Origin of the sequence: Micromonospora sp. WMMD1155, from assembly GCF_029581275.1 — a bacterium.
In the GTDB taxonomy this organism is placed as follows: Bacteria; Actinomycetota; Actinomycetes; order Mycobacteriales; family Micromonosporaceae; genus Micromonospora.
Genome location: NZ_CP120742.1, coordinates 5,725,244 through 5,741,081 on the forward strand (window position 1 = coordinate 5,725,244; position 15,838 = coordinate 5,741,081).

Consider the following 15,838-nt stretch of genomic DNA (forward strand, 5'->3'; position numbering starts at 1 on the left):
GCATCGTCCGACAACACTGTCAACAGACAATCTCGTGCTTGACAGTTGTGCGAGACTTTCGACGTGCAGGAGAACCCGACCATCACGGCAGCGTCGATCGCCCGGCTCGCCGGCGTCGGTCGCGCTGCGGTCAGCAACTGGCGTAAGCGGCACCCCGACTTCCCTGCCCCGGTTGGCGGGACGACGGCGAGCCCCGAGTTCGACCTGATCCAGGTCGAGCAGTGGTTACGCACCCAGGGCAAGCTCCCCGAGCTGGCCACCGCCGACCGGCTCTGGCGACACCTCGCCGCGGCCAGCGACTCCCCGGCCGCAGGCCTCGCCGCCGTCGGCGCCCTGCTGCTGGCCCGTCAACGCGGCTCCCGCAGCGTCAGCGTCGACGCCCAACTCGCGCCGTTGCTGCCCGACGTCGACGCCCTCGCCGACGAGTTGGGCCCGCAGGGCGCGTTCGACGAGCTGTGGCAGCGGTTCTCCGCACCCGGGCCCGGCCGCCCCTTCGCCACCCCCGACGCCCTCGCCGACCTGATGATCGGGCTCGCCAACGTCGGCGGCGGCTCGGTCCTCGACCCGGCCGCCGGCTCCGGCGCCATCCTGCGGGCCGCCGTCCGCGCCGGCAGCACCTCCGTCTACGGGCAGGAACTCGACGACGACCTCGCCCGGCTCGCCGGCCTGTGGCTGGCCCTGCACGACGTACCCGGGGAGGTCAGCACCGGTGACTCACTGCGCGCCGACGCCTTCGCCGGCCGCGCCGTCGACGCCGTCGTCTGCCACCCACCCTTCGGCGCCAGCAACTGGGGCGACGACGAACTCGGCCACGACCCCCGCTGGATCGTCGGCACCACACCCCGCACCGAACCCGAGCTGGCCTGGGTGCAACACGCCCTCGCCCACCTGCGGGTCGGCGGGCACTCGGTCCTGCTGATGCCACCCACCGTCGCCAGCCGCCGCGCCGGCAAACGCATCCGCGGCGAACTGCTCCGCCGAGGTCACCTACGTGCCGTCATCGCGCTCCCGCCAGGGGTGGCGGCACCGCACGGCGTACCCCTGCACCTGTGGGTGTTGCGACGCGCCGCGACCGACGCGCCGCCACCGGCGCGGGCGCTGCTGATCGACGCCGCAGTTGGCGACCTGGCCGACACCGGGCCGCGCGTGCTGGCCGTGTGGCGGGCCTTCGCCGCCGCCCCGGACGGCGATGTCGAGGAGGCCGGGTTCGCCCGCGCGGTCCCGGTCATCGAGCTACTCGACGAGGAGGTCGACCTCACCCCCGCACGCCGGCAACCCGCCGTCGTGGGCGAGGCGTCGGGCGAGCATCTGGTACGCACCAGAGAACGGCTGGCCGCCGTCGTGAGGGAGCTGCCGGGCCTGATGCCGCAGGTCACACCGGCACCTGACGGGCCGGACGGCCTCTTCCTCACGGTGGGGGAGCTGGCGAAGACCGGGGCCCTTCAACTGATCGGGCCGGTCCGGGCTGGCACGTCCACACCAGCACCCGACGGGCCGCTTGTGCTCACGGTTCAGGACGTGCTCGCCGGATTGGAGGCGTCCGGACGGGTCGATGACCGGTTCGGGCAGGAGATCCCCCTCGCGGTGGGGGACGTTGTGGTGCCGATGATCGCGCGGCAGATCGTCCCACGGGTGGTCACCGAGGAAGGGGCGTTGTTGGGGCGCAACCTCTACCTGCTGCGGCCCAGTCCGGCGGCGTTGGATCCGTGGTTCCTCGCTGGTCAGCTGCGGACGTCAGCAAACGAGAAGCAGTCGTCGAGTCTGTCGGGCACGATGCGGTTCGACATTCGGCGGGCGCAGGTGCGGCGGCTGTCGCTCGACGGGCAGCGGATTCATGGGGACGCGTTTCAGCGCCTGGTGGCTTTCGAGTCAGCGATCCGGCAGGCTGCCACACTCGGGGCCGAGCTGGCGCAACTGACCGCTGACGGGTTGGCGCGGGGGGTCCTGCGGCCAGACGCCGACATTCGATAGGGCGAGGCCCTGTCAGGTGGCCATGGGTCATCCCCAGCACTGAATCGCTGTTCGGCGACTCTGCTCGACCCCTCTGTTGGTCCTGTACGTGACGGCTGGGGACATCGCCCAGCGCGATCTTGGGGCACAGTGGAGGGCTGAGCGGGGCGCTGAGGGTGCGTAGCGGGGAGGTTACGGAGTGCTTGGTCAGGATCCGGACGCGGCCCAGGAAATGCTGAATTCCTGGACAGCCGAGCTGTCGGCACGCGCTCAGGCGGCCGCCGACCTGTCGGAGCGGGTTGCGGTTCTGGCGGCGTCGGCAACTAGCGCGGACGGCGTAGTCCGCGTGACGGTCGCCGCCTCGGGGGCGCTTACGGACCTTCGGTTGGACGACCGCGTTCAGCGGATGCGCGGCTCTGAACTTGCCAGCATCATCATGGCAACGGTCGCCCGTGCGCAGGCCGGGTTGACCGATCAGGTGATGGTCGCGGTGCACGACACCGTGGGCACCGATTCGGAGACCGGACGGGCGATCACCGACACCTTTGCCAGGCGCTTCCCCAAGCCCGCTGACGAGCAGCCCGAACGGTGGGAACGGGACACCAGAAGTGGCTGGTGACACCGAGATGCTCATGTCGGTGGCGGCGGTCATTCGGCATGCCGCAACGGTCGACGACGCCGCCGACAAGATGGAGACCGCTCGCGGCGCAGCGGCGTACGTGCAGATGGGCGCAGCGGCGTACGGGCAGATCTGTGGGTTCCTGCCTCGTCTGATCGATCCCGTGGCGGACAGGGCGGTGACCGCGCTGGGAGGGTCCGCTACAACACTGCGTGAGGCGGCAGCCAACCTGCGAGCGGTTGCTGCCTCGACCGAAGCCACCGACGTGGAGAACGCACGACGACTTGCCGAAAGTGCCGGCCGGTTGGAACTGCCGCTGTGACCGACATGGCGGCCAACCCGCTGGTGGTGCAGCGCCACGACTCGACCCAGTGGTACACCGGGCTCGGGCTGGTCGAGGACGTCGCTGACACCGTGTCAGGCATCGAGTCGGGAAGCTGGATCGACTCGACGATCGGTGGTGTCGCCACGTCGATGGATGCTCTGGCCACCGTGCTCGACCCGCTCGGGTCGCTGGTCAGTTGGGGCGTCGGTTGGCTGCTCGAACATGTCAAGCCGCTGTCGGACGCGCTGGACTGGCTGGCCGGCGACCCGGACCAGATCAGCGCGTACGCGAACACGTGGCGTAACGTCGCGAAGCAGAGCACCGATACGGTGGCCGATCTGCAAGCGGCGCTCTCCACGCAGCTCGCCGAGTGGCAGGGCGCCTCGGCGTGGGCCTACCGGGCACACATGTCGGGTCAGATCCGGGCAATGGAGGGCCTCGCTCGGGCCGCCGACGGCATCGCTTCGCTCGTGGAGGGTGCCGGACTGTTGGTGGCGTTGGTCCGCGAGCTGGTTCGGGACCTGATCGCGGATTTCGTCTCGGTGCTGGCGGTCAGGCTGCCGCTCTGGCTGGCCGAGGCCGGTGTGACGCTCGGCATCGCGACTCCGTTGGTGATCTCCCAGGTGAGCAGCCTGGTGGCCAAGTGGGCTGCGCGGATCGCCAGGCTGATCAGCGCGCTGATCAGCAGCATGCGTCGGCTGACCCCGCTGCTCAGTCGCTTGGGCGACCTGATGGACGATCTCAATACCCTCCTGCGGCGAGCTGCCCGCACAGACCCGGTCAACCCGGCGCATGGAGGCGCACCCAGTGGACGCACTGGGCCATGGGGAGAGCCGGATCTTGACTCGATGGGGCGTCGGTCGGACTGGGAGGACCCTTCCACGCATCCGCAGGCGCCGCCACCGCCGGATGCGAACCTCCCGGCCGGGGACCCGGTCTACCACAGGCCGAACAGCACGGCCGTTGGCTACGACAGCGCTACGATGCGCAACTTCGACGCGGTGGCGCCGATCCCCGGGCATCACGATGTGATCGTGCACGGCGAACGTACCGGTCTGTTCCGACCTGGCCTCGTAGGCGCTGACGGTGCCGACCACCCCGCGAACTTCACCCACCCACAGCAGATCGCCGATGCCATTCGCGGCAACCCGCACTACGACGGTGGCCCGGTGCGACTGGTGTCCTGTCACACCGGCGCAGTTGCCCCCGAGGCCGGTGTGCCACCAGCGGCTCAACAGGTCGCCGACGCCCTCGGGGTGCCTGTGCTGGCACCAACCGACGCTGTCGGTGTCGACCGGTATGGTCCCGTGGGGCAAACCCCGATGATCCGGGGCGACGGAGAGTGGAAGACCTTCTATCCGAACGGTGGGCGTTGATGGACGGCGGTCAGTTGAAGGCGGCGGGAATGTTCCGTGAGTTCGGGCCGGTCCGCTCCGCCGAGCCGCAGGAGAGCATCTTCGACAGCGTCGCCACTGAGGAACTGCCCGACGTCACCCGGGTGGTCGCCTACCTGAACTCGGGACACGTCCTCATCGACGTGATGGACGTCGCCGACGACGCCTTCGACTCGACCCGGCAGGTGATGAACGGCTCGACCGTCATCACCGACGGCGATTGGCTTTGGCGCAAGGACCTCGCCTACTACGTACGGCGTCACCGCGTTGCGTTGCCGGAGGACTTCCTCGCGCTCATCCGCGAGCGTGACTACGTCGTCCCGTCCCGGAGCGTGCCGGAGTTGACGGCTTGTTCGCGACAGGCACGCGACCTGATGTTCTGGTACAGCTGACAACTGCTTGGTCACACGCACGGAAGAGCTGACTCGCAAGCGTCCCGGTGGTGAGGTCAGACCTCGACGATGGGCCAGTCGTCGCCGAGCACCTTTCGCAGCTGATCGGCCCGAGAGGTGATCACACCAGCGGCGTTGCTGATCGCGAGGAAGGCCGCGCTGCCGGCACCGAGACGGCCGGTCTGCCGGGCCATGCCCCCGATCATCGGACAGTCATCGGCCCGATCGACGTGCAGGGCCGGTGTGACGATCTGTACGGCCGGGTTGCGACGCAGCATGGACAGGTATTCGTGCTCGGTGTGGTCAAGCAGGCTGTATGCCTCAAGCAGGCAGACGAGCGGGACGGCGATCGTTGCGTCGGCGTCGGCGGCCTCCACCATCGCTTCACCGACAGCGTCGACACCCTGGGCGTAGGCCATAAGGGCACCGGTGTCGAGCACGTAGACCGGTGCGCTCACGCCGCACTCGGCCGGTCGAAGCCGGCGCGGACGTCGTCAACGGGACGCTCCAGCAGCTCTGCCACCCGGGCAATTGCCGCCTCGCGCATTTCCGGTGTCACCTGGCGGGAGGCGAGGCGTCGCACCGCACCCTCCGGGTCGTACGGATATTCGCCGTGCCCGGCGGCCCGAAGGGCCGCGCGCATGTCGTCGGATTTCCGACGGCGGCGCAGCGCTTCGGTGACATACGCGGAAACCTGACGAGCCGGGAGTGCATCCAGCTGCTCGGCTACGTCATCGGGAACGGAGATCGTCACACGCCGACTCATACACCGGACCCTAACAAATTATGAATTCCTGGCCCAGGAGGAACCGCCGTTCGGACGCTTCCTCGTTGAATGTGCAAAGTTGTACGGTCATACGTCCGCCGAGGCGTTGAGCTGACAGGGCAGACCGGCAGTTTCGGTGGGTGTCATCGTGAGGGGGACGAATGACGCTGGGCAGAATCGGCGGCTATGAGCTGGTCCGACCGCTGGGCTCAGGTGGGATGGGCGACGTGTTCTTCGCGGTGTCGCCGACCGCCGAGCGGGTCGCCATCAAGGTGATCAAGCAGCACCTGATCGAGGCGCCGACAGTGCGTGAACGGTTCGCCGCCGAGGTCGACAGCCTCAAGCTGGTCTTCGGTTCCCGGGTGGCCCGCCTGGAGGGCGCCGACGCGTACGCGGACCCGGCCTGGCTCGCTGTCGAGTATGTGCCCGGGGCCACGTTGCGTCAGCACGTCGACGCCCGAGGGCCGCTCTCCCTGCCGCTGGCCGCGATGGCCGGCGCGATGCTCGCCGAAGGGCTCGCCAAGGTGCACGAGGTCAAGCTGCTGCACCGTGACCTCAAGCCGCAGAACATCATCCTCGGCCCCGACGGTCCCAAGCTGATCGACTTCGGGTTGGCGGTGCTGATCGACCGGAACGACTACTTGACCGAGCCTGGCGCGCTGGTCGGCACTCCCGCGTACATGTCGCCCGAGCAGGTCAAGGGTGAGCGGGACCTCACTGCGGCGGTGGACGTCTATGCGCTTGCGGCGACGCTGGTCTTCGCGCTGACCGGTCGTGGGCTCTACCCGCCGACCAACTCGTGGAATCTGCTGCTGCGCATCAGCGAGCCGAGCGATCTTCCCGACCTCTCCGGGGTGCCGGCCGAGCTGGTGCAGTTACTCGGCGCGATGCTCGCCTACGATCCCACCGCTCGGCCCGGCCTCACCGACGTACGCGCCCGGCTGCTCGCGGTCGCCACCGCTACCAGCGGCAAGAGCGTCCATGCCCTCCGTCAGGAAGTCGCCGACCTCACCTACGACGGTGGCACGGAGTTGCTGGTCCCGCCGGACCTGGATGATCCGCGACAGGACCCGGAGGGTACGCCGGCCATCGTGGATGTGACACCACCTGATCCGGTCAAGCCCGACAGGCGCGACCCTCAGCCAGCCACCACGGCGTCCACCGACGTGACGTGGCTTGTTGACAAGGTGCGCCGCCAGTACGCCCGCCGCTCGACCCTGTAGGAAGGCACCACCGATGACCACCACCCAGGCCGCGATCTTCGCCCCGGGCTCCCGCATCGTCGTCCGCGACGAGGAGTGGCTGATCCGTAGCGTCAAGACCGGCACCGCGGACGGCACGATGGTGAAGGCGGTCGGCGTCTCCGAGTTCGTGCAGGACGTCGAGGCGACCTTCTTCACCGAGCTTGAGCACATCACGCCGCTGGTGCCCGAGGAGACGGACCTCATCCAGGACACCTCATCGCGGTTCCGGCAGAGCCGCCTCTTCCTGGAGGCTGTGCTGCGGCGTACGCCACTGCCGCGTACCGAGCGCGGGTTGGCCCTCGCCGACCGGTTCCTGCTGGATCCGCTGACCTACCAGCAGCGACCGGTGGAGCTGGCGCTCTCCGGCCTGCGGCCGAGGATCCTGCTCGCCGACGTTGTCGGCCTGGGCAAGACGCTGGAGATCGGGCTGATCCTCGCCGAGCTGATCCGCCGGGGCCGGGGTGAGCGCATTCTGGTGGTCTCGCCGCAGCAGGTGCTTGAGCAGTTCCAGCGCGAGCTGTGGACCCGGTTCGCCATTCCGCTGGTGCGGCTCGACTCGACCGGCATCCAGCGCATCCAGCAGGAGATCCCGGCCGGGCGCAACCCGTTCACCTATTTCAAGCGGGCCATCATCTCGGTCGACACCCTGAAGGATGCCGGCCAGTTCGGCCACCACCTCGACGCCACGACCTGGGACGCCGTCGTCATCGACGAGTCGCACAACCTCATCAACAAGGGCACCCAGCGCAACGAGCTGGCCCGCCGGCTGGCCGCGAAGACCGAGGCGCTGCTGTTGGCCAGCGCCACCCCGCACAACGGCGACAAGGAGTCGTTCGCGCAGCTGATCTCGCTGCTCGACCCGGCGGCGATTGCCAACGAGAAGGACTACCAGGCCAGCGACATCGCGCACCTCTACCTGCGCCGCACGAAGATCAGCCCGGAGGTACGCGACCAGATCGGCGACCGCTGGGCCGACCGCGGCCCGTCGCAGGCGCTGCACTGCGCGGCGACGCCGATCGAGGAGGAGATCTTCGACGAGCTGACCGACGTGTGGCTGGCCGGCAAGTGGACCGACGAGGCGATCACCGGGCAGCACCGGCTCTTCCCGTACACCTTGTTGAAGTCGTTTCTGTCCTCGCACCGGGCGTTGCACGAGACGGTGACCAACCGGCGTAAGAAGGCGACCGGCACCGAGCGGGCGGCGCTGGACCGGCTCGCGGAGCTGACGTCCGCGATGACCGACCAGGATTCCAGCAAGCTCAAGGGGCTGGTCGACGAGCTGCGGAAGATCGGCGTCGGCAAGAACAGCAGCACCCGGGCCGTGGTCTTCTCCGAGCGGGTGCCGACCATCAAGTGGCTCGCCGAGGTCGTCCCCGGAATGCTCGGCCTCAAGCCGAACGCGATCCGGGTGCTGCACGGCGGCGTGGCCGACAAGGACGAGCAGACGATCCTGCAGGAGTTCGAGCTGGCCGGCAGTGACGTCCGGTTGCTGTTCACCGGTGATGTCGCCTCCGAGGGTGTGAACCTGCACCAGCAGTGCCACCACCTGATCCACTACGACATTCCGTGGAGCCTGATCCGGATCGAGCAGCGCAACGGCCGTATCGACCGGTACGGGCAGAAGCACCAACCGCAGTTCCGCGCGCTGATCCTCACCTCTGACCGTGACGACGCGAAGGACGACCGGACGGTCGCCGAGAAGCTGCTCAACCGTGAGGAGACCGCGCACCGCAGCCTCGGCAGCGTCGAGGCCCTGACCGGTCAGTTCGACGCCAAGGCCGAGGAGGACCGGCTGGTCCGCGACCTGCTCGCCGGCAAGTCGGTGGACGAGTCCTACGAGGCCGCCCACGCCGAGGTCGACGTGATGGCCGACCTCTTCGGTGAGGTCGGCACCGCGCCCGTGACGGCGGACGTGTTGCAGGCCCGGGTGCCGAAACTCTTCGACTCCACCCAGGATTTCGTCGACACGGCCCTCTACGAGATCTACGAGGACCGGCCCGAGGACCACATCGACCTGCGCCGCGAGGACGAACTGATGAGCTTCCTCGCCCCCGAGGACCTGGTGCACCGGCTCACCGACCTGCCCCGCTCCTACCTGCGGGCACACCGGGAGGGCGAGAACCTGCGGCTCAAGGTCACCTTCGACCGTCCACTCGCCCAGCGCAAGCTCGATCAGGCCCGGCAGAGCAAGACCCCGATGTGGCCGGACATCGCCTTCCTCAGCGACGTGCACCCGATGGTCGACTGGCTGGTCGACAAGGTCCTGATTCGGCTGGGCCGCCAGCAGGCCCCGGTGCTCACCGCCGACGTGGCCGCGCCGACGTTCCTGATCCAGGGCGTCTATGCCAACCGCCTCGGCCAGCCCACCGTGGTCCAGTGGATGGCCGTCTCCGACCTGCCTGCGTCGCCGACGATCCGGCCGATGGACGAGGTGCTGCGGGAGGCGAACGTCGGCCCCACGATGGTCAACCGCGCCGAGCACATCGCCATCGGCCCACTGAAGGAGCTGCTGCCCGAGGCCGTCCAGGTGGCCCGGCAGCACCTGGAGGGCAAGCGCGACGAGTGGGCCGAGGCGAACGCCGAGCCGTTGCGCAAGCACCGCGAGCAGCTGAGCGCCTTCCAGCAGGCGAGCCTCGTCGATGAGCTGCCCGGTGCGCATCGGGAGAAGCGACGCCAACGCGTCGACACGACCGTCCAGGAGCAGCACGACCTGCTCGACCGCTTGGAAACCACCGGCGACCCGCTGCTGCGGGTGCTCGCCGTCCTCGTACCGTCGCAGGAGAACGCCGCATGAGCTTCGAGTCGCTGACCAACCGTGGCGAGTACCTCTCCGCGCACTACCTGGCCGAGATCCTGCCCACCACCCTCAAGGGTGGCCTGCTCAAGCAGTGGGCCGAGGACGAGAAGTCCGGTCGAGTCACGCCGCGCGCCGGGCTGCGCGGCATGCGCCGGTCGTACTTCGACGCGAAGACCGAGCTGACCGACGTCGACTTCTTCGACCCGGAGCGGCTGCGCAAACAGCACCAGGACGTGCTGCGGGCGCTCGGGTTCGACCCGCGGCCGCAGACCATCACCGTCGAGCGCAACGCCCAGGAGTACGAGGTCCACGTCGCCCACGCCGAGCTGGGCACCGCGCACGGCATCGTCGCGCTGGACTGCGGCTGGGCGGTCGACACCGAGGCCGCCCAGGACCCGGACGACGCCGGCCGCCTGCTCGACCCGCTCACCCTGTCGAGCACCGAGACCATCGAGACGGGCGCCAAGCTCGCCTCCCTGCTGTTCGCCGCCGACAGCCCGAAGCCCCGCTACGTGCTGATTCTCAGCGGCGGCGTGGTCACCCTCGCCGACCGCACGGTCTGGGGTGAGGGCCGCTACCTGGCGGTCAGCCTCGACACCGCGTACGCCCGCAACGACGACAAGGAACTCGACGTCGTCGCCGCGCTCTTCGGCGCCGACTCGCTGCGCCCGCCCGCCGAGGGCGGCACGGAACCCCTCGCCGACCTGGTCGCCGGCTCCCGCCAGCACGCCGTCGGTGTCTCCAGCGAGCTCCGCGAGGGCCTGAAGGTCTCGGTTGAACTCATCGCCAACGAGGTCCTCGACCAGATCCGGCGCGCCGGCTACCAGCCGCAGGACGTGATGGACCTCGACGAGCTGGCCAAGGAACTGGGCCGGGAGTCGCTGCGCTACCTGTACCGGATCCTGTTCCTGCTCTACGCAGAGGCCCGCCCCGAACTGGGCGTACTGCCGGTCAACGACCCCCAGTATGTCGAGGGCTACAGCCTCGCCCGCCTCGGTGACCTCGTCTCCCGCCGTCTCGCCCCCTCAGCAGAGGACGGCACCCACCTGTACGAGTCGCTGGACCTGCTCTTCCGCATGGTCAACGAGGGGCACCGGCCGCGCGGCGGCGGGGACGTCGACGACAAGGCCAGCGAGGGCGAAGGGCTGCGCTTCGAGCCGATGCGCTCCGACCTGTTCCTGCCGGAGAAGACCAAGCTCATCGGCCGGCTGATCGCCGTACCGGGCAGCGACCCGGACGACGAGCACGGCCCGAAGATCGACACCCGGCTGCGCAACAAGGTGCTCTACGAGGTGCTGCGCCGGCTCATGCTCACCAAGGGCGGCAAGAAGCGCCGCGGCGGCTTCATCTCGTACGCCCAACTCGGCATCAACCAGCTCGGCGCGGTCTACGAGGGCCTGATGTCGTACACCGGTTTCGTCGCCACCGAGCAGCTCTACGAGGTCGCCAAGAACGGCGACCCGAAGGACGGCTCGTGGATGATCCCGGCCTCCAAGACCGACGAGTACGACGACAACGTCTTCGTCTACAAGGAGAACGCCTACACCGGCGTCCGCAGCCGGGTCTGCTACGAAGCGGGACAGTTCGTCTACCGGCTCGCCGGCCGCGACCGACAGACCAGCGCCTCCTACTACACCCCGCAGTCGCTCACCGAGGTCACCGTCCAGCTTGCCCTGAAGTATCGGCTCGACCAGGACGACACCATCACCCCGGCCCGCGAGCTGCTGGACTGGACGATCTGCGAGCCGGCGCTCGGCTCCGGCGCGTTCCTCAACGAGGCCATCAACCAGGTAGCCGCCGAATACCTGCGCCGCCGCCAGAAAGAACGCGAGATCACCCTCGACCCGGAGCAGTACCACCTCGAACTCCAGCGGGTGAAGGCGTACATCGCCCTGCACAACAGCTACGGCGTCGACCTCAACCGCACCGCCGTCGAGCTGGCCGAGGTGTCACTCTGGCTCAACGTCATGCACGCCGGCCTCCAGGCCCCCTGGTTCGGCCTGCACCTGCAACGCGGCAACTCCCTCATCGGCGCCGGCCGCAAGACCTACACCGCAAAGCAGCTCGCCGACAAATCGTGGCTCACTGCCGCACCGAAGGAGCAGCCCTTCCGGGACGGGCCGATCGACGAGGGCACCATCCACCACTTCCTGCTCCCCGCCGACGGCTGGGGCGCGGTCGCGGGCGAGAAGGAGGCCCGCGAGCTGGCGCCGGCTGAGACCGCGAGATTAAAGGCGTGGCGTACGGCGATGAAGCGCACGCCGTCGGCCAAGGGGAAGAACTCGCAGGTACAGCGCTTGCAGGCGCTGGCTCGGCGGGTCGAGTTCCTGTGGGGGCTGGTGCAGCAGCGCCTCGACATCTCCGAGCGGGAGATCCGCCGTGGCATCGCGGTCTGGGGTGCTGACGACTTGCCTCCGGTCAACCAGGCGGTGCCCCGGGACGAGATCCTCGCCGACCTGACCGCGCCGGGGACGCCGTACTGGCGGCTCAAGACGCTGATGGACGTGTGGTGCGCGCTGTGGTTCTGGCCGCTGGACAAGGTTGGGCTGCTCGACGGCTCCGACCCGGTGTATCCGGTCGCGCCCGTCCAGGTCTCCCACGTCAAGGACGAGCCGGCGTACGAGGAACCGTTGGTCTACGAGACGGCGGACATCTTCGGCAACGTGCAGCCGCAGCAGATGAAGATGCCGACGAAGGCGACCGGCACCCGACGGATGACGGTGGCGGAACAGCTCCGCCAGCAGGTGCCGCTGTCCAACCTGGACGATTGGCTGACCTTCGCCGAAGCACTCGTCGGGCGGCGTGACCTGGACGAGGAAGCCGCGCGGTTCTACGATCAAAAGTTCACGAGCCTAAGCGAGATGAGCGAGTTCGAAGGGAAGCTCGACGGCGTGATCGGCGTGGACTCGCCGTGGACGCTCTCCGACCGGTTTCCTTGGCTGCTTGCTGCTGATCAAATCGCCGAGCAACAGGGCTTCCTCCACTGGGAGCTCTCGTTTGCCCAGGCGTTCACAAAGGGCGGGTTCGACCTGCTTGTAGGTAATCCCCCGTGGTTCCGTCCAAGATGGAATCAAGACATGGTTCTGGCTGAGTTGGACCCGTGGTTCCAACTTATTGAAGACCCTATTCTTGATGATTGGATCTCTCGGAAGCGGGTTGCGCTCGCCGGGAGTGGTGTGCATTTCCTCGCCGACGAGTTGACGAACAACTGTGGTGTCGACGCCTTCTTGGGAGCGGTCGCGACATATCCGGAGTTGGGGGGTACGCAGACGGATCTATACCGAGGTTTCATGATCCGGGTATGGTTGCTGACGAGCAGGTTTGGTATCGCTGCCCTGATTCATCCGGACAGTCACTTCGCAGGTTCAAAAGAGGGGAGGCTTCGTAGGCAATCATACCTGCGCCTCCGGCTGCATGCGCATTTTCAGAATCGCCGCAAGATCTTCGCGGATGTGGATACTAACAAGCAGTTCGGTTTGCATGTATACGGTGCTCATCGGTCGGTCAACTTCCTGCATGCGAGTTGGATATTTGCGCCCGAGACCTTGAGGGATTCTGTCGAACACAAAGGCGGCGGCGAGGTTCCGGCAGTAAAGTTCCAAGGCAACTGGGACGTCCGTCCGCATGTTCAACGACTTCTACGCGTCGATGAGCATCTCCTTGCGGAATGGCGGCGCTTTAGTGAGGACGCCAGCGTCGATGTGCTTGAGACTAAGTTGCTGTACCCTGTCAGCTCCGCAGAGCAGGACGCGATCGACCTGCTTGTCGACGTCAAGCCTCGTTTGGTTGAGTTCGGTCCGCAGATTAGCCGCGGTATTGACGAAAAAGGGGGCAAAGATGCTGGGCTATTCATTAAGGAGGTGGCGGACTCTTCGAGGTGGAACGATGTGATCCTTAAGGGCCCGCAATTCGGTATTGCAACGCCCTTCGCGAAGAGTCCCCCCATTCCGAAGCGAGGAGGTCGGCCGGTAGACCTGACTCAACTGCCAGGCGCCGCGGTGCCGCGCTCCGAGTACCGGCGAGTGGCGGATCGGGATGTCTTTGACGGTCGACGTGATATGTGGATCGACCCTACTTCCGCAGCCGATTTGGCATGCAAAAACTCCGGTAATCAACCAACCAATGCTGCATACGGAAGTGTCAAGGGCGGCACCCATGACAGGCGGAGGCCCTATACTGACTTCTATCGCGTCGTATGGCGCGAGATGACTCCAGCGTCTACCGAGCGTAGCCTCTTTCCCTCGCTCATTCCTCCGGGCCCCGTTCACATTCATGCGGTTCGCAGCATGATTCTACGGAACAATCGTGAGACGGCTCTGGTTGCCGCATACTGGGCGTCGCTGCCAATCGACTACTTCGTTCGCGTCGCTGGAAAGGGTCACTTGGATGTCGTTCATGCCATGAGCATGCCAGCGCCCTTGCCTGATCATCCCCTTGCCGAGGCCCTGCTTCTCCGCGGGCTTCGCCTTAACTGCTTGACCGCCGCCTATGGGGAGCTGTGGTCGGAGGTCTTTCAGCCCAACTGGCTGCAGGATTATTGGGCGGCGGATTGGCAGGGTTTGCGTCCTATATCGGACGTGGAGCCAGGATGGTCTCATTCAACTCCCCTGCGTGATGAGCGGAGCCGGAGGGCTGCGCTGGTGGAGATTGATGCCTTGGTCGCGGTCTGGTTGGGGATGGAAGCATCAAGCCTGATCGCCATATACCAGTCGAGGTTCCCTCAATTATCAGGTTATGAGAGCCGGATGTACTTCGATGCCAAGGGTCGGCGTATTGCTGGCGATTTCGATGCACAGGGTGCTGGTCAAGAAAAAAATGATTTTTCTCAGTTGCTCGCTCATCTGGGAGATCCGGAGCGGGAGCCAGCGCCTATTGGCTACACTGCGCCGTTCTACAAGGCGGATCGGGAAAATGAGTACCGGGCAGCGCATGCCGTGTTTAGTAAGCGGCTTCAGGCCGCTATCGATGCAGGCTGGCGCTCTTCGTAGCCGCTAACTGCCTTCCAATCAAGGAGAATAGATGGTTCGGAGTAGCCGTCAGAAGTCACCGGGCTCGGCGGCGCCTCGCAGTGTCCGAGGCCCTGTTGCATGGCCTCCGGCACACGGCGATCTATCCAGCGCATCTGGAGGCGTGGCGGAATCGGTGGTCGCTGCTCGACCAGCCGGCCGACTTCGTGAGTGAAGACCCGGCCGCCTGATCGGCATGCGACGGTAGCGCGTCCAGCAGATAGCGGCGGCGCTTCCGTCTGATGTATGGCTCAGCAACCAGACTTGGTGGACCCTACGAAGGCGGTCCAGGCGGCGGGGGAGAAGGTGAGTACCTGTCCGACCGGGTCCTTGCTGTCGCGTACGGCGACGAGGCCGGGCAGGTTGTCGGCGACCTCGACGCAGTTGCCGTTGTTGTCGCCGCTTCGGGTGCTCTTACGCCACTGAGCGCCGCGCAGGTCGTCAGCCATGATGGACCTCTTCCTTGATCTTGCTGATCATCCTCCTCGATTGTTCCTCATCAAGCGCGAGGTCGAGGAGGCTCACCCAGACCTTCTCGTAGACCGCGAACTCCTCGGGCCGGTCGAGGTAGAGCGCTCCGGTCACCGACTCGCTGTAGACCACGGATGCATCGGGAACCACTCGGTTGACGAGCGGGAAGTCGAGCATGACGAACGCTCCGGCGAGTGCGCCGTAGTGCGCACCGGCCGACAGTGGCAATACGCGGATCGACACGTTGGGTAGCCCGGACCGTTCAAGAAGGCGGTCGAGCTGCTCAGCCATGACCGCCGAGCCGCCGACCCGTCGAAGCAAGACCGCTTCCGACAGAACCCATTCCACGGTCGGTGCTTTTGGGAGCCGGCGAACGAGGATCTCTTGCCTGCGACGGCGGACGTCCAGGACTTCCTCCAACTCGTCCATCGGAATGTTGGGGCGGTTCTGGTAGACGCCCCGGGTGTAGCCCGGAGTCTGTAGCAGCCCGGGCACCAGAGTGTCATCGTGCTCTCGCAGCCGAGACGCTGCGGATTCCAGGCCGACGTACAGCTCGAACCACTCAGGGATGGCGTCGCCGTACGAGTGCCACCAGCCCTTGGCCTTGGTCTCGTTTGCCAGGGCGATGAGGGCGCCGGTCAGGTCGGGAGTCGCCCTGTAAAGCTCGCACAGGGCCTTGGCGTCCACAGTGCGGACCGGGCCGAGGCCGGTCTCGATGCGCCACAGCTTCTGTCGGCTGAACTGCATTGCCTCCGACGCGCCGTCCAGCGTCATCCGCGCCTCGGTGCGTAGGTCGCGCAGCGCTCGCCCGAGCTGCCGTCGCGGCACTGTCGATCCCATGTCGTCGGCCATCGGCTCCCGCCCTCTCCGTGTT

General features: G+C 67.0%; 12 protein-coding genes. 8 read left to right on the top strand and 4 right to left on the bottom strand.

The window, feature by feature from the left end; translation table 11 throughout:
- Nucleotides 1–63 precede the first annotated feature (63 nt).
- The 5 genes from O7617_RS26225 to O7617_RS26245 all read left to right on the top strand — a co-directional run bounded on the left by O7617_RS26225 (nt 64) and on the right by O7617_RS26245 (nt 4,680).
- Complete coding sequence (locus O7617_RS26225; RefSeq protein ID WP_282258791.1) at nt 64–1,971, top strand: N-6 DNA methylase; 1,908 nt, start codon at nt 64–66, stop codon at nt 1,969–1,971.
- A gap of 178 nt (nt 1,972–2,149) precedes the next feature.
- Complete coding sequence (locus O7617_RS26230; RefSeq protein WP_282258792.1) at nt 2,150–2,569, top strand: YbaB/EbfC family nucleoid-associated protein; 420 nt, start codon at nt 2,150–2,152, stop codon at nt 2,567–2,569.
- A 7-nt stretch (nt 2,570–2,576) separates the two neighbouring features.
- Complete coding sequence (locus O7617_RS26235) at nt 2,577–2,891, top strand: hypothetical protein (RefSeq protein ID WP_282258793.1); 315 nt, start codon at nt 2,577–2,579, stop codon at nt 2,889–2,891.
- On the top strand, nt 2,888–4,270 hold the full coding sequence (locus tag O7617_RS26240) for a WXG100 family type VII secretion target (protein ID WP_282258794.1): 1,383 nt from the start codon (nt 2,888–2,890) through the stop codon (nt 4,268–4,270). The genes O7617_RS26235 and O7617_RS26240 overlap by 4 nt, the downstream gene beginning before the upstream one ends.
- Entirely contained in the window at nt 4,270–4,680 is a 411-nt protein-coding gene (locus O7617_RS26245; RefSeq protein ID WP_282258795.1) for a hypothetical protein, read from the top strand. The genes O7617_RS26240 and O7617_RS26245 overlap by 1 nt, the downstream gene beginning before the upstream one ends.
- Nucleotides 4,681–4,736: 56 nt before the next feature.
- On the opposite strand, the gene O7617_RS26250 is transcribed toward O7617_RS26245, so the two are convergent.
- On the bottom strand, nt 4,737–5,120 hold the full coding sequence (locus O7617_RS26250) for a hypothetical protein (RefSeq protein ID WP_282258796.1): 384 nt from the start codon (nt 5,118–5,120) through the stop codon (nt 4,737–4,739).
- 14 nt (nt 5,121–5,134) lie between these two features.
- Complete coding sequence (locus tag O7617_RS26255; RefSeq protein WP_282258797.1) at nt 5,135–5,434, bottom strand: hypothetical protein; 300 nt, start codon at nt 5,432–5,434, stop codon at nt 5,135–5,137.
- Between the two features lie 173 nt (nt 5,435–5,607).
- Between O7617_RS26255 and O7617_RS26260 the strand changes: the two genes are divergently transcribed.
- The 3 genes from O7617_RS26260 to O7617_RS26270 are packed head-to-tail and all read left to right on the top strand — an operon-like array spanning nt 5,608 to nt 14,475.
- Nucleotides 5,608–6,669 carry a serine/threonine-protein kinase gene (locus O7617_RS26260; protein ID WP_282258798.1) on the top strand — a complete coding sequence of 354 codons (1,062 nt, stop codon included), beginning with the start codon at nt 5,608–5,610 and terminating at the stop codon, nt 6,667–6,669.
- 13 nt (nt 6,670–6,682) lie between these two features.
- The gene (locus tag O7617_RS26265) at nt 6,683–9,484 is read left to right on the top strand and encodes a helicase-related protein (RefSeq protein ID WP_282258799.1); all 2,802 of its coding nucleotides are present in this window, start codon (nt 6,683–6,685) and stop codon (nt 9,482–9,484) included.
- Complete coding sequence (locus O7617_RS26270) at nt 9,481–14,475, top strand: class I SAM-dependent DNA methyltransferase (RefSeq protein ID WP_282258800.1); 4,995 nt, start codon at nt 9,481–9,483, stop codon at nt 14,473–14,475. Before O7617_RS26265 ends, O7617_RS26270 begins: the two co-directional genes overlap by 4 nt.
- Before the next feature lie 269 nt (nt 14,476–14,744).
- Here O7617_RS26270 and O7617_RS26275 read toward each other — a convergent pair whose 3' ends face one another.
- The gene (locus tag O7617_RS26275) at nt 14,745–14,942 is read right to left on the bottom strand and encodes a DUF397 domain-containing protein (RefSeq protein ID WP_282258801.1); all 198 of its coding nucleotides are present in this window, start codon (nt 14,940–14,942) and stop codon (nt 14,745–14,747) included.
- Nucleotides 14,935–15,816, bottom strand: a complete 882-nt coding sequence (locus tag O7617_RS26280; RefSeq protein ID WP_282258802.1) for a helix-turn-helix transcriptional regulator — start codon at nt 15,814–15,816, stop codon at nt 14,935–14,937. Before O7617_RS26280 ends, O7617_RS26275 begins: the two co-directional genes overlap by 8 nt.
- Nucleotides 15,817–15,838 lie beyond the last annotated feature (22 nt).